Source organism: Burkholderia sp. BCC1208, assembly GCF_902833095.1.
In the GTDB taxonomy this organism is placed as follows: Bacteria; Pseudomonadota; Gammaproteobacteria; order Burkholderiales; family Burkholderiaceae; genus Burkholderia.
The window spans coordinates 40,482-63,146 of sequence record NZ_CADFDY010000007.1; the positions used below are offsets into that span (position 1 = coordinate 40,482).

Genomic DNA, 22,665 nt, shown 5'->3' on the forward strand with positions numbered 1-22,665 from the left:
CGGTTTCGGAATCGGAGCACGTTGATACGCGTCAACGCATCGGGGCGCATGCCACGGTCAACGCGGCTTCGCCACGATCGGCGTCGTTTGACGCGAAAGCTCGAGCCGGCGTTTGCACGCCGCGTCGCCGCCCCGCCGCTCCCACGGCCATCGCCGATCCAACGGAAACCCGACGGGATCCTGCCATTCGGCTTGGAATTTGAAATGATATAACATATCATTTCGCGTGCTCGTCCGCCTGACGCCATTCCAACCGAGGTGGCCGAGCCTCGCCGAGCCATGTTTCAACGGGTCATTGCGCGTCATTGACGCAACAATATATCGTATCTAGCGGTGACCCGCATCGCTCGTTATCCGATCCGATTCCAACCGATTCACCGACCATGCGCGACCACCCTCGCTTACCGCTTCGCCCGCTCTCGTCCTTGTCGCTGATGCTGTTCGCCGCCGTCGCCCACGGGCAGACCGATGCGCCCGCCGCATCCGGCACGCCGGCCGCCGCCCCGCTCGCACCGATCTTCGTGACCGCGAACCCGCTGGGCGACACCGAACTGATCGCACCGACCGTCCAGCTTTCCGGCGATGCGCTGACGCGCCGCCAGGCCGATTCGCTTGGCGAAACGCTCAACGGACTGCCCGGCGTGTCGACCACCACCTACGGGCCGATGGTCGGCCGTCCGATCATCCGCGGGATGGACGGCGACCGGATCCGGCTGCTGCAGAACGGCGTCGCGGCCTATGACGCGTCGTCGCTGTCGTACGACCATGCGGTGCCGCAGGATCCGCTGTCGATCGAGCGCGTCGAGATCGTGCGCGGCCCGGCCGCGCTGCTGTACGGCGGCAATGCGGTGGGCGGCGTGGTCAACACGATCGACAACCGGATTCCGCGTGAAGCGATCGAGGGCGTGACCGGCGCGCTCGACGCGCGCTACGGCGGCGCGAATTCCGTGCGCGCGGGCGCCGCGCAGGTCGAAGGCGGCAACGGCCGCTTCGCGTTCCACGTCGATGCATTCGATCGCGAGACGAGCAAGCTGCGGATTCCCGGCTACGCGCGCAGCAGCCAGCAACGCGCGATCGACGGCCCCGACACGCCGCAACCGGAAGGCAACGTGCCGAACAGCGACGGCCGCGTGCACGGCGGCGCGGTCGGCGCGTCGTACACGTGGGCAGACGGTTTCGCGGGCCTGTCGTACAGCGGCTACGAGTCGAACTACGGCTCCGTCGCGGAAAGCGACGTGCGGCTGCGGATGCGCCAGGAACGCCTCGCGCTCGCCTCCGAGGTACGCAACCTGAGCGGACCGTTCACGAAGCTGAAATTCGACTTCGCGTACACCGACTACCGCCACAAGGAAGTCGACAACGGCGAGACGGCGACCACCTTCCGCAACCGCGGCTACGAGGCGCGCATCGAGGCGCGCCATCGCAAGATCGGCCCGTTCGAAGGCGCGATCGGCGTGCAGTTCGGCCAGAACACGTTCTCCGCCCTCGGCGACGAATTGCTCGTGCCGTCCACGCGCACGAACAGCGTCGCGCTGTTCGGCCTCGAGGAATGGCAGGTCGTCCCGGCGCTGAAGCTGAGCCTCGGCGGCCGCTTCGAGCACGTGAAGGTCGATCCCGATCCGGCCGGCGTCGAAAAATTCGCGCTCGCGCAGCCGCGCGACTTCAACGCCGGCAGCCTGTCGGCCGGCGCGCTGTTCTCGCTGACGCCGGTATGGTCGATCGCGGCGAACGTCGCCTACACCGAACGCGCGCCGACCTTCTACGAGCTGTATTCGAACGGCCCGCACGATGCGACCGGCCAGTTCCTGATCGGCAACCCGAACGCGTCGAAGGAAAAAGCCGTGTCGACCGACCTGTCGCTGCGCTATGCGAGCGGGCCGAACCGCGGCAGCGTCGGCGTGTTCTACAACCGCTTCTCCAACTACCTGACCGAGTACAACACCGGCCGCGTGGTGGACGGCGACGGCGAGCCCGTCGCGCCCGGCACCGACGGCTCGCTCAACGAGGCGATCTATCGCGGCGTGCGCGCCGAGTTCTACGGCATCGAGCTGGACGGCAAGTGGCGGGCATTCGCGCGGCGCGGCCATACGGTCGATCTCGAACTGACGGCCGACTATACGCACGCGCGCAACGTCGACACGGGCCAGCCGTTGCCGCGCATCGCGCCGCTGCGCGCGACGCTTGCGGCCGACTACGGTTACGGCCCGTTCGGCGCGCGTGCGCAGGTCACGCACGCGTGGTCGCAGCATCGGGTACCCGACAACGACTTCTCGACGGACGGCTACACGTCGCTCGGCGTGATGCTGACCTACAAGTTCCGCGTCGGCTCGACGCACTGGCTCGCGTACCTGCGCGGAGACAACCTGACAAACCAGGAGATTCGCTACTCGACTTCGGTCGTGCGCGGCTTCGCACCGGAAGGCGGCCGCAGCGTGATGGCCGGATTGCGCACCACGTTCTGACCCTCGTACGGCCCGCGGCGCCCGCCGCGGGCCTGTTACCGGCGCGAATGCGAACCGCCCGCGCCGTTCCGTTTTATTCGTCAATCCATCGCGCCATTACGTCGATTACACCGTTCACGTCGAACCCGCGCATCGTAACGAAATTCCTTTATTCGCCAGTAAATCAGAACGAAATCATCTGATGATTATTATAAAAAAGATGTTTTTTGTTTTGCCAGTAAAGCCGGCTTCAAATCCTGCGCATAACAAATTGAATAACCGCGCCCCGCGAGATTTTTGATCCAGATCAAGAAAGCCCATCCGATAAGGCCGTCAGCATCAAGAAAACGAATGTAAGGGTTTTCGAAGGCTAAAGAATCATCCCGAATGCCCGTTAAATCCGGCACGAGCCCGTATCTGGTCGCACGATAAATTCAATTTACCAAACCACACGCGCAGGGGCACCACGTGAAAATCGCCAGAATGAGCATCAAAACAAAACTCCTTGGCGGCTTCGGCCTGCTCGCCGCGGTCGTCGTGACCGTATCGGGCATGGCCCTCAAGGCACTGTCCGACACCAACACCGAGTTTTCACGCTACATGAACGGCATCAACGCGCGGGCGAACCTGTCCGCGCAAATCCGCACCGCGGTCGACCGGCGCGCGATCGCCGCGCGCAATCTCGTGCTCGTCACCCGGCCGTCCGACATCGAGGCCGAACTGGCCGAGGTGAACCGCGCGCACAAGGACGTGCAGGACCATCTCGCGAAGCTCAAGGAACTCATGGCGGACGCGACCGACACCTCCGCTCGCGCACGCGAACTGGTGGCCGAGATCGTACGCATCGAAACCCGCTACGGGCCGGTCGCGCTGCGCATCGTCGGGCTCGCGCAAGCCGGCAAGAAGGACGAGGCAATCGCCGACATCGACGACAATTGCCGCCCGCTGCTCGCGCAACTGGTGCGTGCGACCGACGCCTACGCGACCTATACGCATGAACGCGAAATCGAGATCGCGCAGGCATTCGCGGATCGCTACGCGGTGGAGCGCAACCTGCTGGCCGGCATCAGCCTGCTCGCCATCGCGATCGCGACCGGCGGCGGCCTGTGGCTGACGCGCAAGATCACGGTGCCGATCGGCTCGGCCGTGGACGTCGCGCGCACGGTGGCGAACGGCGATCTCGGCAGCCGCATCGAGGTGCGCGGCAACGACGAAACGCGCGACCTGCTCGACGCGCTGCGGACGATGAACGAGCGGTTGATCGGCATCGTCGGCCGCGTGCGCGACTCGTCGAACAGCATCGCGCACGCGGTCAGCGAGATCGCATCGGGCAACCTCGACCTGAGCCTGCGCACCGAGGAACAGGCCGCATCGCTGCAGGAAACAGCGGCGACGATGGAGCAATTCACGTCCACCGTGCGCCTGAACGCGGAAAACGCGCAGCAGGCGAGCACGCTCGCCGCGAATGCGTCGGACGTCGCGCATCGCGGCAGTTCAGTGGTAGGTCGCGTGGTCGATACGATGACGGAGATCGGCCAAAGCTCGTCGAAGATCGCCGACATCACCGGCATCATCGAAGGCATCGCGTTCCAGACCAACATCCTCGCGCTCAACGCGGCGGTCGAAGCCGCCCGCGCGGGCGAACAGGGTCGCGGCTTCGCGGTCGTCGCGAGCGAGGTGCGCAGTCTCGCGCAGCGCTCGTCGACGGCGGCGAAGGAAATCAAGGAGCTGATCTCCGCGTCGGTGCAGACGATCCGCGACGGTTCGGCGCTCGCGGGCGAAGCCGGCAAGACGATGTCCGACGTCACGCAGGCCGTGGCGCGCGTGACGGACATCATGGGCGAGATCGCGGCCGCGTCGGCCGAGCAGAGCCGCGGCATCGACCAGGTGAATCTGACGATCACGCAGATGGACGAGACGACGCAACAGAACGCGGCGCTCGTCGAGCAGGCGGCGGCCGCATCGAAGTCGCTCGAGGCGCAGGGCCGCGAGTTGTCCGAAACGGTCGCCGTATTCCGGATGCCGGCTGACGCCCATGCGGCATTGCCCGGCACGCATGCGCGGGAAGCCGACCTGCGTCGCTGGCAACCGGCTGCCGCGTAACGGCATACGCGAAGGAGACGACGATGCGCACGCTGTTCCGCTTGTCCGCCTGTGTCGCGCTGGCGCGCCCCGCACGATGCGCGGCCGCGCGCGGCACGCGATGCGCCGGCGCATCGTCGTCGTCCGATGCGCCGGGAAGCGCACGCCCACGGCGGCGCGCGGTGCCGCTGCGCGTCGCACGTTCGCGGCATGCGTGCATATAGGCCCGCGAGACCCGCGCACGGCATGTAACCGCCACATCCGCATCGAAAATCATTCCAGTCGATACGCATGCCGTCATGCACGCATACGCATCGTCGGCACCGTCACACGCGATTCGCCCCACTCGCCGCACGGCCTTGCACACACGGCTTCTAAGTGCGGCGCAAGTTTCGGTCCCGCTCCCGCATCGCCCGTTGCCGCAGCGCCGCCGTCGATCCCGCGCGGCATGCTCGCCCGCGCCGTTCGTCGACACGGACTTTTAAAACGCACGAATGACGAGTATCCTAAAAAAGCACTTTTCGACCGGACGGCGAATCGCGTGCCCTGACTCCCGTCCGATCGCCATGCGGCCCCGTCGTATCGCGCAGCGCGCGCCGATGGCGGCGTCTGCCTCTCGCGCCCTGGCCGCACGAACCTTCCCCAACAATCTTCAGGAGAGCTGGTGAGCCGACTCGTCGTCGTATCCAATCGCATCGCAGATCCCCGTAAAGCCGCGGCCGGCGGCCTCGCCGTAGCCGTGAAGGACAGCCTGCAGGAAACCGGCGGCGTCTGGTTCGGCTGGAGCGGCAGGCTACGGGGCGGCGACGATCAGCCCGCGCATGGCGACGACGTGCAGATCCAGAACGTCGGCGGCATCCAGCTCGCGACGGTCGATCTCGATCCGCAGGATTACGACGCTTACTACCTCGGTTACTCGAACAACGTCCTATGGCCGGTGTTTCACTACCGGCTCGATCTCGCGCAGTTCGACCGGCGCTTCGCCGACGGCTACCGACGCGTGAACCAGCTGTTCGCGCGCAAGCTGCGCACGCTGCTGCGGCCCGACGACACCATCTGGGTCCACGACTATCAGCTGATTCCGCTCGCGGCCGAGCTGCGCGCGATGGGCTGCACGAATCCGATCGGCTTCTTCCTGCACATCCCGATGCCGCCGCCGCCGATCATGGCGGCAATCCCGGAGCACGAATGGCTGATGCGCTCGCTGTTCGCGTACGACCTCGTCGGCTTCCAGACCGAATCGGATCTGCTCCACTTCGAGCATTACGTCGAAGCGGAAGCCGGCGCGGCGCGGCTGCCGGACGGCCGACTGCGCGCGTTCGGCCGTACGCTGTCGGCCGGCGCATTCCCGATCGGCATCAACGTCGACGAATTCGAGTCGCTCGCGCGCGATCGCGACGGCCTCGCCATGTTCGAACGAATGCGCGACGAATATTCGCGCCGCCAGTTGCTGGTCGGCGTCGACCGGCTCGATTACACGAAAGGGCTGCCGCAGCGCGTGCATGCGTTCCGCGAATTGCTCGAACAGTATCCGGAGAACCGCGACCGTGCGACGCTGATCCAGATCGCCGCACCGAGCCGCGAGGATCTCGGCGCCTACGACGACCTGCGGCGCGAGATGGACAGCCTGTGCGGCGCGATCAACGGCGACTACGGCGAGCTCGAATGGATGCCGATGCGCTACATTCACCGCACCGTCGCGCGCAAGCGCCTGCCGGGCCTCTACCGCGCGAGCCGGGTCGCACTCGTCACGCCGCTGCGCGACGGGATGAACCTCGTCGCGAAAGAGTTCCTCGCCGCGCAGGACGCGGCCGACCCGGGCGTGCTCGTGCTGTCGCGTTTCGCGGGCGCGGCCGAGCAATTGAAGTCGGCGCTGCTCGTCAATCCGTACGACACGCAAGGCACCGCGCAGGCGATCCAGCGGGCGCTCACGATGCCGCTCGAAGAGCGCCGCCAGCGTCACGCCGGGCTGATGGCGATCGTGCGCAAGAGCGACGTGCACTGGTGGCGCACGCGCTTTCTCGAAGCGCTCGCCGAAGCGGCCGAAGTCGCGGCCGCGACCGAATCCTGACGCGCCGACGCGCGCTCACACCTTCGTCATCGTGCATTCGAGCGCGACGCCGTTCGATCGAGACGTGCGCGTCGCTCATGGCGACTCCGTGACGGGAAAGATAGAAAAGAAAGCGCACGGTATCGGAATATCGACGCGCACCGGTCGCCGGCCCTCGCACCGGCATCAGCGATCGGGTTCGTGCGGCCGGCGATACGCGATGAAATCGCGCTCGACGGTGGAGGCCTGCTCCGTTTCGATCGCGCCGCCGCGCGCGTTCGTTTCGTCGCCGGGTGACACCGACGTCGCCGACGACGGTTCGATCCGCCCGTCGATCAGCGCCTGCAGCGCGTCGCGTTCGAGCACCTCGCATTGCAACAGCCGTCGCGCGATGCGTTCGAGCGCGTCGCGGCGCTCGCCGAGCGTCGCCGCCACGCGCGCATGCGCATCGGTCAACAGCGTCCGCACCTCTTCGTCGATCATTCGCGCGGTGTGCTCGCTACAGCGACCGCCCTCCGCATGCCACGCGCCGGGCATGCCCTGGCGCACGTCGCCGTCGTCGAACGTCGCGAGCCCGATCTTCTCGCTCATCCCGTACTGCATGACCATGTGGCGCGCCATCGCGGTCGCGCGTTCCAGGTCGTTCTGCGCACCGGTCGAGACGTCGCCGAACACGAGTTCTTCCGCCACGCGCCCGCCGAGCAGCGCATCGATCCGGTCGAGCAGCTCGCTGCGGCGCAGGACGTAGCGATCCTCGGTCGGCACCTGCTGCGTGTAGCCGAGCGCGGCGACGCCGCGCGGAATGATCGACACCTTCTTCACCGGGTCGCAATGCGCGCGGCTTTCCGCGACGAGCGCATGGCCGGCTTCGTGATATGCAATCGTCAGCTTCTCCTGCTCGTTCATCACGCGGCTCTTGCGCTCGAGGCCCGTCAGCGCGCGATCGATCGCCTCGTCGAAATCGGCCATGCCGATCGCCGGCTTGCCGAGTTCGGCCGCATGCAGCGCGGCCTCGTTGACGACGTTCGCGAGATCGGCGCCGACGAAGCCCGGCGTGCGCGACGCAAGCTCGCCGAGATCGACGTCGGCCGCGAGCTTCACGTGCTTCACGTGCACGCCGAGGATCTGGCGGCGACCGTTCACGTCGGGCCGGTCGATCGCGATGTGCCGGTCGAAACGGCCCGGCCGCAGCAGCGCGGGATCGAGGATCTCGGGCCGGTTCGTCGCGGCCATGATGATCACGCCGGAGCCGGCCTGGAAGCCGTCCATCTCGACCAGCAACTGGTTGAGCGTCTGTTCGCGCTCGTCGTTGCCCGACATCGGGCCGACGCCGCGCACCTTGCCGAGCGCATCGAGCTCGTCGACGAACACGATGCACGGTGCCTTCTGCTGCGCCTGCTCGAACAGGTCGCGCACGCGCGCGGCGCCCACGCCGACGAACATCTCGACGAACGCGGAGCCGCTGATCGAGAAGAACGGCACGGCCGCCTCGCCGGCCACCGCGCGCGCGAGCAGCGTCTTGCCCGTACCCGGCGCGCCGACGACGAGCACGCCTTTCGGGATCTTGCCGCCGAGCCGCTGGTAGCGATCGGGATTGCGCAGGAATGCGACGAGTTGCTGCAGTTCGGCCTTCGCTTCGTCGATGCCCGCGATGTCGTCGAACGTGATGCCGGTTTCCTGCTGCACGTACACGCGCGCGCGGCTCTTGCCCATCCCGGTAAAGTCCTGCAGCCCGCCGCGCTTGCGCAGCATCATGTTCCACACGAACACGAGCAGCATGAGCGGCAGCAGCCACGACGCGAGCGACGCGATCCACCCCGTGTCGGGCGTGCCGTGATAGCGGATGCCGGCGGCGGTCAGCGTGTCGATCAGGTGTTCGTCGGTCACGCGGCTGGTCGTGAAGCGCCACGGCGCGCCGGCCTGCTGCACGACCGCCGCGTCTGACGCCGGCAGCATCGTGCCGGCCTGCGGCATCTTCAGCGCGCCCGAGATCGACGCTGGGCCGACCTCGAGATCGTCGACGAGCCGCGCGGCGACGAGCCGGTGGAAATCGCTGTACGCGATCGGTGTCGACGTCGGGTGCAGCATCAGCAACTGCGCGGCGAACAGCACGAAGAAGCCCGCCGCGATCAGCAATCCCGGGTAGTCGAATTTCCTATCCATGGCATCGGGCCGGCCGTATCTGCTGCGCCGCGTGCACTCACACCGGCACGCGCGCGGAAACGGTACGCGGCCGCCATGCGGAAACGGCATGCATCCACGCCATCGTCGCCTCGCTGTCTCGCGTCGTTCGTCGCATCGATGCCGCCTCGGCAACACCGTGGGCCGGCGTCGCGGGGCGATCCTCGCCCGGGCGGCATACCGCCGCGCGCCGCCCCTGGTTCCAGTCTAGTTCGCGCGCGGGCATCGCGCACCGCTCGCCGCGCGAGCGTCGAATCGTCCGACAAGCAGCTTTCATCTGCCCCCTTGGCGCGTTATAGTCGCGTTCATGACATTTTCATGACAATCGCGTCGCGCCGCCGCGCGCGATGCCGGCCGTAGCATTCCGCCCTGCGTCGCGGCAGCCCGCGGCGCCGGCACGCATCGAACGACAACACCCACCCATCCGAGGAGCCACGACGTGAACGACACCCCCGATCGCCCCGACGACCTGCCCGCCGATCCCGACCGCCGCCGTGTACTCGGCGGCATCGCCGCCCTTGGCGCCGGTGTCGCGCTCGCCGGCTGCGAGACCACCGCGGGCAACGCGCCACGTTCGGCCGCCGACCTGCGCATCGACGAAGCGTTACGCCAGCGCGTGCGCCACATCGTCGTGATCTATGCGGAAAACCGCAGCTTCGCGAATCTGTACGGCGATTTCCCGGGCGTGCGTCATCCGCTCAGCGAAGTGCGGCCCGAACACGCGCAGCAGTTCGATCGCGATGGGAAGACGCCGCTGCCGGTACTGCCGAAGATCTGGGGCGGGCTCGTGCCGCAGGCGCAGGAAGTGGACGGCAAGCGCTACGCGATCGCCGAGCGCGACATCGACAAGCTGCCGAACGCGCCGTTCCGGATTTCCGACGCGCAGGGCAAGCCGCTGCCGAACGGGGTGATCACGCGTGACCTGTGGCATCGCTTCTACCAGAACCAGATGCAGATCGCGGGCGGTCGCAATAATCAGTTCGCCGCGTGGGCCGATTCGGGCGGCCTCGTGATGGGCCATTACCGCAATTCGGCCGACACGCTGCGGCTGTGGAATCTCGCGCGGCAATACACGCTGTGCGACAACTTCTTCATGGCGGCCTTCGGCGGTTCGTGGATGAACCACATGTTCCTGATCTCCGCGCAACCGCCGCTGTATCCGGACGCGCACAAGCATCCGCATGCGGCGAAACTGCTGTCGAAGGTCGAAGGCGACGATCCGGCCGGCACGCGCCTGAAGCTCGCCGACGATTCGCCTGCGTCCGCGCTCGACGGCCCGCCGAAGTTCGCTGGCGACGGCCCGCTGACGCCGGACGGCTACGGCGTGAACACGATGGCGCCGCCCTACCAGCCGAGCTACGTGCCGCCGCCCGATCCGGGCAACGCCGCGTATGCGGATCCGGCCGACCATCGCGTGATGCCGCCGCAGGGCTACGCGACGATCGGCGACCGCCTGTCGGAAAAGAACATCGACTGGGCGTGGTACAGCGGTGCGTGGCAGTACGCGCTCGAGCATCGCGACACGGGCACCGTGCCCGATTTTCAGTACCATCACCAGCCGTTCAACTACTTCGCGAACTACGCGCCCGGCACCGAGGCCCGCCGCCGGCACCTGCGCGATGCGGGGCTCGGCGACGAGCCGTCGACCAACCACTTCATCGCCGACATCGACGCGGGCCGCCTGCCGGCCGTCACGTTCTACAAGCCGCAGGGCAACCTGAACATGCATGCGGGCTATGCGGACATCGAATCGGGCGACCGTCACATCGCGACCGTGATCGACCATATCCGGCGCGGCCCGCAATGGGAAAACACCGTGATCGTGATGACGCACGACGAGAATGGCGGCTGGTGGGATCACGTCGCCCCGCCGGTCGGCGATCGCTGGGGCCCGGGCTCGCGGATCCCGGCGCTCGTGATCTCGCCGTTCGCGAAAAAGGGCTTCGTCGATCACACGCTGTACGACACGAACTCGATCCTGCGCTTCATCAGCCGCGTGCACGGCCTCGCGCCGCTCGACGGCGTGGTGTTGCGCAACAACGCGTTCGCCGCACGCGGCGCGACACCGCCGGGCGATTTGACGAACGCGCTCGATCTCGGCTGATCGCCGGGTTGATCACCGGAAACGACGACGCCCCGGGCCACACGATGGATGGCCCGGGGCGTCGTTCGTTGCCGGCCCGGCGAGGCTAGGCGGCGCCGCGCAATGCGCCGCACACGACGTGCGCGACGGACGGGCCGCATCTGCGTACCGCATTCGACTTCCTCGGACGTTTCGCCGGCCGCCGCGACGCCGATCCTTGCGACATCGATGTCGAAACGACAACGTCCCGCCGCCGCAGAGGCTTGCCGGCGACGGGAGCTTCATACCTCGCTCGACTCGTGACGTCGATTCCGCGCGTCAGCCGCCGATACGCTGCTCGATCCTGTTCATCGTGTCGGTCATTTCAGCCGGCAAGCGCAGCTTCAACGTATCGAACAGCGCCGCATGCAGCTTCAGCTCCTCACGCCATTCATCCGCGTTCATCGACGTCACCGCATCGAACTGATCGCGTGTGAAATCCAGGCCGTCCCAGTGCAGGTCTTCATACGCAGGCGACACGCCGAACGCATGCTCGCCGCCGCCGCCGGTGCCTTCGAGACGATCGAGCATCCACTTCAGCACACGCATGTTCTCGCCGAAGCCCGGCCACACGAACTTGCCGTTCTCATCCTTGCGGAACCAGTTCACGCAATAGATCTTCGGCGGCTTCGCGCCGGCGGCTTCGAGCTGCTTGCCGAGCTTGAGCCAGTGCGCGAAATAATCGCTGACGTTGTAGCCGCAGAACGGCAGCATCGCGAACGGATCGCGGCGCACGACGCCCTGCTTGCCGACAGCTGCCGCGGTCGTCTCGGAGCCCATCGTCGCGGCCATGTACACGCCTTCGACCCAATCGCGCGCCTCGGTCACGAGCGGCACCGTCGTCGAGCGGCGGCCGCCGAAGATGAACGCATCGATCGGCACGCCGGCCGGGTTTTCCCAGTCGTCGTCGATCGACGGGCACTGCGCGGCCGGCGCGGTGAAGCGCGAGTTCGGATGCGCGGCCTTGCGTCCGGTTTCCTTTCCGATCTCCGGCGTCCACGGGTTGCCCTGCCAGTCGGTCAGCTTCGCGGGCGGCGTGTCGGTCAGCCCTTCCCACCACACGTCGCCGTCTTCCGTCAGCGCGACGTTCGTGAAGATCACGTTTTCCTTCAGCGTGGCGATCGCGTTCGGGTTGGTCTTCACGCCCGTGCCCGGCGCCACGCCGAAGAAACCGGCTTCCGGATTGATCGCATACAGGCGGCCGTCGCGGCCGGGCTTCAACCACGCGATGTCGTCGCCGATCGTCGTGACTTTCCAGCCGTCGAAGCCCTGCGGCGGGATCAGCATCGCGAAGTTGGTCTTGCCGCACGCGGACGGGAACGCGGCCGCGACGTGATACTTCTTGCCGGCCGGCGACGTCACGCCGAGAATCAGCATGTGTTCCGCGAGCCAGCCCTGATCGCGGCCCATCGTCGACGCGATGCGCAGTGCGAAGCATTTCTTGCCGAGTAGCGCGTTGCCGCCGTAGCCCGAGCCGAAGCTCCAGATTTCGCGCGTTTCCGGGAAGTGCACGATGTACTTGACCGGATTGCACGGCCACGGCACGTCCTGCTGGCCGGCCTCGAGCGGATGGCCGACGCTGTGCACGCACGGCACGAAATCGCCGTCCTCGCCGAGCACGTCGTACACCTCGCGCCCCATGCGCGTCATGATCCGCATGTTCACGGCGACGTACGGACTGTCGGACAACTCGACGCCGACATGCGCGATCGGCGAGCCGAGGGGCCCCATCGAGAACGGCACGACGTACAGCGTGCGGCCGCGCATCGAACCGCGGAACAGCCCGTTGAGCGTCTCGCGCATTTCGGCCGGATCGATCCAGTTGTTGGTCGGGCCGACGTCGTCGCGCGACGCCGCGCAGATGAACGTGCGATCCTCGACGCGCGCGACGTCCGACGGATCGGATTGCGCGAGATACGAGTTCGGGCGCTTCGCCGGGTTCAGGCGCGTGAGCGTGCCCTGGTCGACCATCGCCTGGCACAGCGCATCGTATTCTTCCTGCGAACCGTCACACCACACGACGCGCTCGGGCTCCGTGAGGGCCGCGATGCGCGATACCCAGTCGATCAGCTTGCGATGTTTGACGAAAGCCGGCGGAGCGATCAGCGAGCCGTGTGTCGCTTCGGCCAAAGTATTTTGCGACATGGGGATGTCTCCAGATTATTGGACGGGGATGGGGATGCGGGGCGAGCCCGCGAGATGGGGAATGCGTGCGGAGCGCAGGACGATGCGGCACGCAGGACGGGACGCGCGAGCGGAGCGCGCGTCGATGCCGCGATGCGTGCGAGAGAAGGTGAAGTCTCGTTAGAGGGTGCGAACGCGAGTTTCGCCATGCAAGCAACCTGCCATACAACTCCATGCCGGCCAGCATACCATCGCCGTTATTGGGCCGGCGTTGCGTTGCAACAAGAAACAACTGTGACGGCGCACCGGCACGCGCGTTGCAGGCGGGTGATTTTTACGGCGTCGTCGCAGGCGGCTGGGGGAACAAAACGGCCGCAACAGCCGCCCGGCAAGGGTTTCGCGCGAGCGGCAATTTCAACCTGCGACGCGTCCGTGCCGGCGATGCGAACACGCACGGCGCCCATTCGCGTTTTCGCTACTCAGGCAAACCCTGAATTAGGTTGCGTACACAAACATCCCGATCGAATGCTCGATGCAGCCACTGCTCATAACGGTGCGCGCGGCAATCCGGGGTAATACGCGTCCGGCTACGACGCGAATCGTCGAGGAGTACTTCCGTTCGCCGCAATGACCGACCCGCCTGTATTTCTTCCACGCGGTTGGCGACACGCAAAATCCCGGCCCGACGTGTGTCGGGATGATGGATGGACAGTTGCGGGCGCTTCATCGATTTCGACGAGATCGATGGGATGCCGACGAGCCAGTACGTCGTGAAGGCCATGCGCCGGTAACGCGCCAGCCAAGGCAGACAAAAAAAACGCCAGCCCCAAGGGGCTGGCGTCGTGCTTCGCGTCGGACGACGCTCAGAACTGGTTCATCGTGTTGTCCTTGCCCGCTGCCTTCAGCGCCGCTTCGCCGCTGAAGTATTCCTTGTGATCGTCACCGATGTCCGAACCGGACATGTTCTGGTGCTTCACGCAGGCGATGCCCTGACGGATTTCCTTGCGCTGCACGCCCGCCACGTAGCCGAGCATGCCCTGGTCGCCGAAGTATTCCTTGGCCAGGTTGTCGGTCGACAGCGCAGCGGTGTGGTACGTCGGCAGCGTGATCAGGTGGTGGAAGATGCCTGCTTCACGCGATGCATCGGCCTGGAACGTACGGATCTTCTCGTCGGCCAGCTTGGCCAGTTCGGTTTCGTCGTATTCGACGCTCATCAGTTGCGCACGGTCGTAAGCCGACACGTCCTTGCCTGCAGCCTTCATCGCGTCGTAGGCCTGTTGACGGAAGTTCAGCGTCCAGTTGAACGACGGGCTGTTGTTGTACACCAGCTTCGCGTTCGGGATCACCTTGCGGATCTCGTTGACCATGCCGCCGATCTGCGCGATATGCGGTTTTTCGGTTTCGATCCACAGCAGGTCGGCGCCGTTCTGCAGCGACGTGATGCAGTCGAGCACGCAACGCGCTTCGCCCGTGCCGGCGCGGAACTGGAACAGGTTGCTCGGCAGGCGCTTCGGACGCAGCAGCTTGCCGTCGCGCTTGATGACGACGTCACCGTTGCCCAGCTGGTCGGCCGACAGTTCCTCGCAATCGAGGAACGCGTTGTACTGGTCGCCCAGGTCGCCCGGCGTGTTGGTCACGGCGATCTGCTTGGTCAGGCCGGCGCCCAGCGAATCGGTACGCGCGACGATGATGCCGTCGTCCACGCCCAGTTCCAGGAACGCATAGCGGATCGCGCGGATCTTCGCGAGAAAGTCCTCGTGCGGGACCGTAACCTTGCCGTCCTGGTGGCCGCACTGCTTCTCGTCCGACACCTGGTTTTCGATCTGGATGCAGCACGCACCCGCTTCGATGAACTGCTTGGCCAGCAGGTAGGTCGCTTCCGCGTTGCCGAAGCCGGCGTCGATGTCGGCGATGATCGGCACGACGTGCGTGACGTGGTTGTCGATTTTTTGCTGGATCGCGGCCTTGGCGGTCGCGTCCTTCGCGGCATCCAGCTCGCGGAACAGGCCGCCCAGTTCACGGGCGTCGGCCTGGCGCAGGAACGTGTACAGCTCGCGGATCAGCGCGCTGACCGAGGTCTTTTCGTGCATCGACTGGTCCGGCAATGGGCCGAACTCCGAGCGCAGCGCGGCGACCATCCAGCCCGACAGGTACAGGTAGCGGCGTTCGGTGCTGTTGAAGTGCTTCTTGATGGAGATCATCTTCTGCTGGCCGATGAAGCCGTGCCAGCAGCCCAGCGACTGCGTGTACTTGGACGGATCGGCATCGTAGGCGGCCATGTCGGCGCGCATGATCTTCGCGGTGTACTTCGCGATGTCCAGGCCGGTCTTGAACTTGTTCTGGGCACGCATGCGGGCGGCATATTCGGGGCTGATGGCATTCCACGCGCTGCCGTGGTTTTCCTTCAATCCAGCCACTGCCTTGATGTCGTCTTGATATTGGGACATGTCTATCTCCTGGGAACGAAGCGCATTTGAGTAAAGGATTCAGCGTGCCCGCCGCGTGTGACGAAGCGAACTGCATGGACTCAATAGTAATCTTGTCCGGCGCGAATTCGACCAAGTCTTATATAAGACATAAGATATAAATTTCTATTGTTTTTCAATGAGATAGCCACGCGTTTTTGCGATGCAAAACACGGTTTCAAGCGGCGGTAAAACGCGGCGGCAGGAAGTCGGCACTAATTCCGCAATATGAAATGCCCTTTCGGCTGCTGAAGGAGGCGCACGCTTTGCCTAGGCCGCGGCAACGACTGCCGTCGCACTTCGTCACAGCCATGACAAAACGTCTATACTTGGACGATTATTTGATCCGCGCGCGTCAGCGCATCGGCCAGCTTTCCGGAAGCGACATGAACGACTCTCCCGTCTTCGACACCCTTTGCGAACTGCTGAATTCAGCCGGCGCGCGTTTCCGCGTGCTCGAGCATCCGGCGGAAGGCAAGTCCGACGCGATCGCCGCGCTGCGCGGCACACGCCCCGAACAGGGCGCGAAGGCGATGCTCTGCACGTTCAAGGACGGCGGCGACGCCGCCGCGCTCGCGGTGATTCCCGGCCACCTGAAGATCGACTTCCGCAAGGTCGCCGATGCGGTGGGCCGGCGCAAGGCGACGCTCGCATCGCCCGACGTCGCGGCCGCCGTCACGCGCTGCGTGATGGGCGCGGTGCCGCCATTCGTGTTCGATTCGAACGTGACGCTCGTCGTCGATCCGTCGCTGGTCGAGCGCAACGCCGAGATCGCGTTCAACGCGGGGCGCCTCGACCGCTCGGTCGTGCTCGACACGGCCGACTATGTCCGGATCGCGCGCCCGCTGCTGGCCGACATCACGCGACCGGAAACGACGGACACGCCCGCCCCCGAGGACCACGCATGACCACGAACCGCAAACCGCTGCCGTCGGAGCAGGCATCGCTGATCGAGCAGGTGCAGCGCATCGCCGAAGGGCTCGGCGAGATGTTCGCGCCGTTCACCGAGGTCGTCGTGCACGACCTGCGCACGCCGGAGCATGCGATCCTCGCGATCCACAACAACCTGTCCGGACGCGCGGTCGGCGATCCCGCGACCGAACTCGGCCTCGCCCGCATCGCCGACGACGAGTTCCCGCAGGTGCTCGCGAATTACCCGAACCGCTTCGCCGACGGCCGGACCGCGAAAAGCACGTCGATCGGCATCAAGGATTCGACCGGGCGCTACGTGGCCGCGCTGTGCCTGAATGCCGACGTCACGCTGTTCCGCGGCTTCCAGGGCATGCTCAACCAGTTCTGCCGCACGGACGGCGAAGCCGTCGTCGAAACGCTCGACCCGGCCAGCGCCGACGCGATCCGGCAGCGCATCGACGCATTCGCGACGCGCCTCGCGACGACGCCGCGCGAGCTGAAGACCGACCAGCGCCGCGAGCTGATGCAGACGCTGAAGGCCGACGGCTTCCTCGAGGTGCGCCGTGCGATGGAGATCGTGTCGCAGCATCTCGGCGTCTCGCGCGCCACCGTCTACAACGATGCGAAGTGACGCGCCGCGCCCGGCGTTCCCGTTTTGAGTTTCCCGTTGACTGATCTTTTCGACCCTCGAGCGACCATGAATTCTCCGACTCTCCCCACATACGACGACGTCGCCGCCGCCGCGGTCCGCCTCGAAGGCCACGCGCACCGCACGCCGGTGATGACGTCGCGGACGATCGACGACGCGCTCGGCGCGCAAGTGTTCTTCAAGTGCGAGAACCTGCAGCGCATGGGCGCCTTCAAGTTCCGCGGCGCGTTCAACGCGCTGTCGCGCTTCAACGCGGAACAGCGGCGCCATGGCGTCGTCGCGTTCTCGTCGGGCAACCATGCGCAGGCGATCGCGCTGTCGGCGCGCATCCTCGGCATTCCCGCGACGATCGTGATGCCGCAGGACGCGCCGGCCGCGAAAATGGCCGCGACGCGCGGCTACGGCGGCAACGTCGTGACCTACGACCGCTACACCGAGGATCGCGAGCAGATCGGGCGCGAGCTCGCGGAAAAGCACGGGCTCACGCTGGTTCCGCCCTACGATCACCCGGACGTGATCGCCGGCCAGGGCACCGCGGCCAAGGAACTGTTCGACGAAGTCGGCCCGCTCGACGCGGTGTTCACGCCGCTCGGCGGCGGCGGGCTGCTGTCGGGCACCGCGCTCGCCACGCGTGCGCTGTCGCCGCATGCGAAGCTGTACGGCGTCGAGCCCGAAGCCGGCAACGACGCCCAGCAATCGTTCCGGTCCGGCACGATCGTGCACATCGACACGCCGCGTACGATCGCCGACGGCGCGCAGACGCAGCATCTCGGCAACCTGACGTTCCCGATCCTGCGCCGCGACGTCGACGACATCCTGACCGCGACGGACGCGGAACTCGTCGACTGCATGCGCTTCTTCGCCACGCGCATGAAGATCGTCGTCGAGCCGACCGGCTGCCTGTCGTTCGCCGCCGCGCGGCGGATGAAGGATGCGCTTCAGGGCAAGCGCGTCGGCGTGGTGATCAGCGGCGGCAACGTCGATCTCGAGAACTTCTGCGCACTGGTGTCGGCACCGGCCTGACCGTCGCGGCGCGCATGAAGATCCTGTCATGCGCGCGCCGCCCACCCTTCACGTCGCGTTAAGTTTCGCGCCCTAGACTGATTGCGTCGTCCCCGAAGTCAGTCGTATAGGAGTCGCCATGAATATGCACGCGATCGTCGCCGCCGCCTTGGCGGCCGCTTCCCTGTCGGCGTTCGCTCAACCGGGCGTGACATCATCCGGTTTTCCCGCCGCCTCGCCTCACCCTGCAGTCGGGCAAGCGATGCACCGTTCGCCCGCCATGTTGCCGCCCACCGGCTTCGTGCTCGCGAAGATCGATCAGAACAATACGCCACCCGATCAAGGAGACGACCCGGGCGGCCGCACGCACGGCGGCACGCACATGTAACGACACGCGCCGGCCGTCGGCATCCGGAACGACGGTAACCGGTTCCGGCGCGGCGGCATGCATTCGAACCCGGCCGTTTCTTCAGACCTGAAACACTGTCCGCGCACATCGAACGAAAGGATTTGGAAAGCCGACGCCGGACAATGACGTTTTTTCGCATCCGCGCGCAGCCGGACGATTGACGCGCCCGAGCGCACGCCATTACCCTTGCGCGCTGATGGTTCCCGGAGACGGGATCAAAAGGGAACGCAGGCGAGGCAATGCCTCGAATCTGCGGCTGCCCCCGCAACTGTGAGCGGCGAATCCGTGCCACCGCGTGCCACTGGGAAACCGGGAAGGCCTGCACGGATGGCGACCCGCGAGCCAGGAGACCTGCCATCGACCCGAGGTCCAGCAGCCGCACCGGGCGGGGTGTCCCGATGTGCAAGCACCGCCGTTGGCGGTCGCCCGTTGCATGGACGACCCGACCTCAGGATCCGTCAGATGTCCATCGTTCCCGAACCCGCTTCCCTGCCGGAAGCGTCGCACCGACACGCCGTCGGCATGCGCCCCCTGCTCGCCCTGCGCTCACGATCGCCGTACCCGCCACACGCTTTGTCCCGCCGCCTCATGCACATTCGTCACCTGCTTGCCACGTCCGCCGCCACCGCGCTGTTGTCCCCGCTCGCCCATGCGGCCGGCGACACGGCGCTTGCGCAGCCCACCGTGCCCGCGCCGGGCGCGGACCTGCCGACGATCAGCGTGACCGACACGCGGCATCTGCCCGAATCGTTCGACCGGCGCTACGCGTCGACGCAGGTGCTCACACGCGAGGATCTCGACCGGCTGTCGCCGACCGACCCGAGCATCACGCAGGCGCTCGCGACGCTGCCGGGCGTGACCGTCGCGCAGAACGGCGGGCCCGGCTCGTCCGCGTCGGTCAGCATCCGCGGCTCGTCGGCGAGCCAGGTCGCCGTGTTCATCGACGGCATCCGGATCGGCTCGCCGACCACCGGCATCGCGCCGTGGGCCGACCTGCCGACCGAAGCGTTCGAGCGCGTCGAAGTGATCTCCGGCCCTGCCGCCGCGTCGTTCGGCAACAACGCGATGGGCGGCGTCGTGCAGTTGTTCACGCGCCGCGCCGCCAATCAGCCGAACCGGACCACCGTGTCGTTCGGCGGCGGCTCGAACAAGACGTTCGACACGCAGTTCCGCACGTCGGGCACGGTGCCGTCGACGGGGCCGCTGGCCGCGCTCGGCGGGCTCACCTATTCGCTCGGGCTGCACGACTACAACACGGCCGGCATCGATGCGACGCGGCCGTTCTTCTACGGCCACGAAGACGGCCGCAATCCGTATCATGCGCAGGATCTCGATGCACGGCTCGGCTATGCGCGCGACAACTGGTCGATCTCGACGTTCGCGCTGTACCACCGCTCCGATCTGTCCTACGACAACAGCGGCTACGCCAATCGCGAGCTCGATCACCAACTGACGACCGGCGTTGCGTTCCATCTCGACATCACGCCCGATACGCAGTTCGACCAGTCGTTCGGCTATGCGAACGACCGCCAGTTCATCCACGCGGACAACCCCGCCCTCGCGACGGATCAGATCAATTCGCAGCGGATCAGCACATCGACGTCGCTGACCCATCAGGAGCACGGCTTTCACCTGTTCGGCCTGCCGCTGTCGGGCGAATCGAAGCTCGCCTACGACTTCACGCGCGAACAGGCGTTCCTGCCGGTCGACGTTCCCGGCGGCGTGCCGACGCGCAACGATTCCGCGTTCTCGCTGCATCAGTCGGCGACGCTCGGCAGCGTGACGATGTTCGTCGCCGGCCGTCACGAGGTCGTCTCCGGGCAAGCGGTGAACACCGGCAACGCCGCGCTGTCGTGGGCGATCACGCCGGTCTACACGGCGCGCGTGTCGTACGGCAATGCGTTCCATCTGCCGACGTTCAACGACCTGTACTACCCCGGCTACGGCAACCCGGCCCTCAGCCCGGAACGCAGCACGTCGATCGAGGCCGCGCTCGACGCGAACACGGCGTACGGCACGTTCACCGCGGCGATCTACGACACGCGCGTCAACAACCTGATCGCGTACAACCCCGCGACATTCTCGCCGATGAACATCGGCCGTTCGCACATTCGCGGCATCGACCTGTCGTACAAGGGGACGATCGGCCGCTCGACACCGGTGAGCGTTGCCGTCGGCATCCTGAATCCGCAGGACGAGACCAACCAGACCTGGCTCAACCGCCGGCCGCGCCAGACGGTCAGCCTGAACGTCGACCACACGTGGGACGAACTGAAGCTGCACGCGCTGAGCACGGGCGCGTCGCTGCTGTACGGCGGCTCGACGTTCGACGATCCGGCCAACCGGCAGTATCTGGCGTCGTACCTGACGGTGAGCCTGCGCGCGTCGTACCGGATCAATTCGCACCTGACGGTGTCGGCGTCGCTGTCGAACCTGTTCGACCGGCAGTACATGACCGCGTACGGCTACAACACGCTCGGGCGCACTGCGTTCGGCAAGGTCAGCTATACGTTCTGACGGCCCGGCGGATCGGCGCAATGCGCCACACCGGCACGCGCGGGAAATTGACATCGCGGCAAAAACTAATAGAATTAGTTTCTTGACTAACCCGCATAGCATTCGTCATGGCGCGTGCCGGCATTACCGTGGACAAGCTCGTCGAAGCCGGCGCGCAGCTCGCCGATGAAACCGGCTTCGAGCAGCTCACCGGCGCGGCGCTCGCGCGACATTTCGACGTCAAGCTGGCGAGCCTGTATTCCCATATCCCGAGCTTCGACGATCTCAAGAGCCGGATCGCGCTGTTCGCGCTGCAGGAGCTGGCCGATCGCGCCACCGACGCGCTGGCCGGCCGCACCGGCAAGGACGCGCTGGCCGCGCTCGCGAACGTCTATCGCGACTACGCGCGTGCGCATCCGGGCCGCTTCGCGGCCGCGCGCCATCCGGTGAGCGCCGAGCGCGCGGCCGCGAGCGCGGGCGGGCAGCTCGTCAGGATGACGTCGGCGGTGCTGCGCGGCTACGGCCTGCCGGATACCGAACTGGCGCATGCGATCCGCCTGCTCGGCGGCTTCTTCATGGGCTATGTGACGCTCGAAAACGCCGGCGGGTTCTCGCACAGCGCGCCGGACGCCGACGCGTCGTGGTCGCGCAGCCTCGATGCGCTCGACGTGATGTTGCGCCACTGGCCTTCGGCTGCATGACACACCGAACGGAATCCAAGCCATGAAAGACAAACCCGACGGCGTCGTGCTGCCGAGCCGTGTCGTTCCCTTCCCGACCTCGATCAGCGACGAAGCGCGAGCGGCGCTGCGACGCCTGACCGGCGATGACGGCGTGCCGCTGAATGCGTTGCACGTGATGCCGGCGCCCGACGATATCGATGCGTGGATGCGCGTGAAGGCCAGCGCCGACGCCCATTACGCGGCTGCGGTCGAGCAACTCGCCGGCTATTTGCGTTCGAGCGTCGAGACGATTCGCGTCGGCGATGCGGACGTGCATGTCGCGACACCCGAAGCGGCGGCTTCCGGCGCCTACGCGACCATCGACCTGCACGGCGGCGCGCTGGTCGCCGGCGGCGGCGCCGCGTGCCGCGCCAGCGCGCAGATGCAGGCCGACCGGCTCGGCATTCGCTGCTACGGCGTCGACTACCGGATGCCGCCGCAACACCCGTATCCGGCCGCGCTCGACGACTGCATCGCGGCCTATGCCTACGTGCTGGAGCATCACGCACCGGAAAACGTCGTCATCGGCGGCCGTTCGGCCGGCGGCAATCTCGCAGCCGCGATGGTGCTGCGCGCCCGCGACGAGGGCCTGCCGCTGCCGGCCGCGCTCGTGCTGTTGTCGCCGGAAGCCGACCTGACCGAATCCGGCGACAGTTTCGAGACTAACCGGCTCGTCGATGTCGTGTTGCCGGGGCCATTGATGGCGAACAACCTGCTCTACGCGAACGGTGCCGATCTCGCGCATCCGTACCTGTCGCCGCTGTTCGGCGATTTCGCCGCCGGCTTCCCGCCGACCTTCATCCAGAGCGGCACCCGCGATCTGTTTCTGTCGAACGCCGTTCGCCTGCATCGCGCATTGCGGCGCGCACAGGTGCCGACCGAGTTGCACGTGTTCGAGGGGATGCCGCATGGCGGGTTCATGGGCGCGCCGGAGGATATCGAGCTGAGCCAGGAAATCACGCGCTTCGTGCATGCGCACTTGCATTCGCCCGCATCGAATTGAGCCGGCG

Annotated in this window: 14 protein-coding genes and 1 riboswitch; of the genes, 11 read left to right on the forward strand and 3 right to left on the reverse strand. The window is 66.5% G+C overall.

Annotated features, from left to right (window positions below):
* Positions 1-434 precede the first annotated feature (434 nt).
* From HWX09_RS17535 to otsA, 3 genes are all read left to right on the forward strand, one after another.
* Complete coding sequence (locus tag HWX09_RS17535) at positions 435-2,462, forward strand: TonB-dependent receptor (RefSeq protein WP_027780728.1); 2,028 nt, start codon at positions 435-437, stop codon at positions 2,460-2,462.
* A gap of 462 nt (positions 2,463-2,924) precedes the next feature.
* The gene (locus tag HWX09_RS17540) at positions 2,925-4,544 is read left to right on the forward strand and encodes a methyl-accepting chemotaxis protein (protein ID WP_027780729.1); all 1,620 of its coding nucleotides are present in this window, start codon (positions 2,925-2,927) and stop codon (positions 4,542-4,544) included.
* Positions 4,545-5,187: 643 nt separating this feature from the next.
* Positions 5,188-6,594, forward strand: a complete 1,407-nt coding sequence (gene otsA, locus HWX09_RS17545; RefSeq protein WP_027780730.1) for an alpha,alpha-trehalose-phosphate synthase (UDP-forming) — start codon at positions 5,188-5,190, stop codon at positions 6,592-6,594.
* Positions 6,595-6,759: 165 nt separating this feature from the next.
* On the opposite strand, the gene ftsH is transcribed toward otsA, so the two are convergent.
* Positions 6,760-8,736 (reverse strand): ATP-dependent zinc metalloprotease FtsH, encoded by a 1,977-nt coding sequence (gene ftsH / locus HWX09_RS17550; RefSeq protein WP_027780731.1) that lies wholly within the window; start codon positions 8,734-8,736, stop codon positions 6,760-6,762.
* 457 nt (positions 8,737-9,193) lie between these two features.
* On the opposite strand from ftsH, the gene HWX09_RS17555 reads away from it, so the two are divergent.
* Positions 9,194-10,858: an acid phosphatase gene (locus HWX09_RS17555; RefSeq protein ID WP_027780732.1), complete on the forward strand. Its 1,665-nt coding sequence runs from the start codon at positions 9,194-9,196 to the stop codon at positions 10,856-10,858.
* A 297-nt stretch (positions 10,859-11,155) separates the two neighbouring features.
* Here HWX09_RS17555 and HWX09_RS17560 read toward each other — a convergent pair whose 3' ends face one another.
* Entirely contained in the window at positions 11,156-13,021 is a 1,866-nt protein-coding gene (locus tag HWX09_RS17560; protein WP_027780733.1) for a phosphoenolpyruvate carboxykinase (GTP), read from the reverse strand.
* A gap of 842 nt (positions 13,022-13,863) precedes the next feature.
* Positions 13,864-15,447 carry an isocitrate lyase gene (locus HWX09_RS17565; RefSeq protein WP_027780734.1) on the reverse strand — a complete coding sequence of 528 codons (1,584 nt, stop codon included), beginning with the start codon at positions 15,445-15,447 and terminating at the stop codon, positions 13,864-13,866.
* A gap of 404 nt (positions 15,448-15,851) precedes the next feature.
* On the opposite strand from HWX09_RS17565, the gene HWX09_RS17570 reads away from it, so the two are divergent.
* The 7 genes from HWX09_RS17570 to HWX09_RS17600 all read left to right on the forward strand — a co-directional run bounded on the left by HWX09_RS17570 (position 15,852) and on the right by HWX09_RS17600 (position 22,658).
* Positions 15,852-16,373, forward strand: coding sequence for a YbaK/prolyl-tRNA synthetase associated domain-containing protein (locus HWX09_RS17570; protein ID WP_027780735.1), 522 nt, complete (start codon positions 15,852-15,854; stop codon positions 16,371-16,373).
* Positions 16,370-17,008 (forward strand): PAS domain-containing protein, encoded by a 639-nt coding sequence (locus HWX09_RS17575; protein ID WP_027780736.1) that lies wholly within the window; start codon positions 16,370-16,372, stop codon positions 17,006-17,008. The genes HWX09_RS17570 and HWX09_RS17575 overlap by 4 nt, the downstream gene beginning before the upstream one ends.
* A 66-nt stretch (positions 17,009-17,074) precedes the next feature.
* Positions 17,075-18,049 carry a threo-3-hydroxy-L-aspartate ammonia-lyase gene (locus HWX09_RS17580; RefSeq protein ID WP_027780737.1) on the forward strand — a complete coding sequence of 325 codons (975 nt, stop codon included), beginning with the start codon at positions 17,075-17,077 and terminating at the stop codon, positions 18,047-18,049.
* A 118-nt stretch (positions 18,050-18,167) separates the two neighbouring features.
* Entirely contained in the window at positions 18,168-18,416 is a 249-nt protein-coding gene (locus tag HWX09_RS17585; protein WP_027780738.1) for a hypothetical protein, read from the forward strand.
* Between the two features lie 201 nt (positions 18,417-18,617).
* Positions 18,618-18,811, forward strand: a riboswitch (cobalamin riboswitch).
* A gap of 214 nt (positions 18,812-19,025) precedes the next feature.
* Complete coding sequence (locus tag HWX09_RS17590) at positions 19,026-20,954, forward strand: TonB-dependent receptor (RefSeq protein WP_027780739.1); 1,929 nt, start codon at positions 19,026-19,028, stop codon at positions 20,952-20,954.
* Positions 20,955-21,082: 128 nt separating this feature from the next.
* Entirely contained in the window at positions 21,083-21,634 is a 552-nt protein-coding gene (locus HWX09_RS17595) for a TetR-like C-terminal domain-containing protein (RefSeq protein WP_244135815.1), read from the forward strand.
* 22 nt (positions 21,635-21,656) lie between these two features.
* Positions 21,657-22,658, forward strand: coding sequence for an alpha/beta hydrolase (locus HWX09_RS17600; RefSeq protein WP_027780741.1), 1,002 nt, complete (start codon positions 21,657-21,659; stop codon positions 22,656-22,658).
* Positions 22,659-22,665 lie beyond the last annotated feature (7 nt).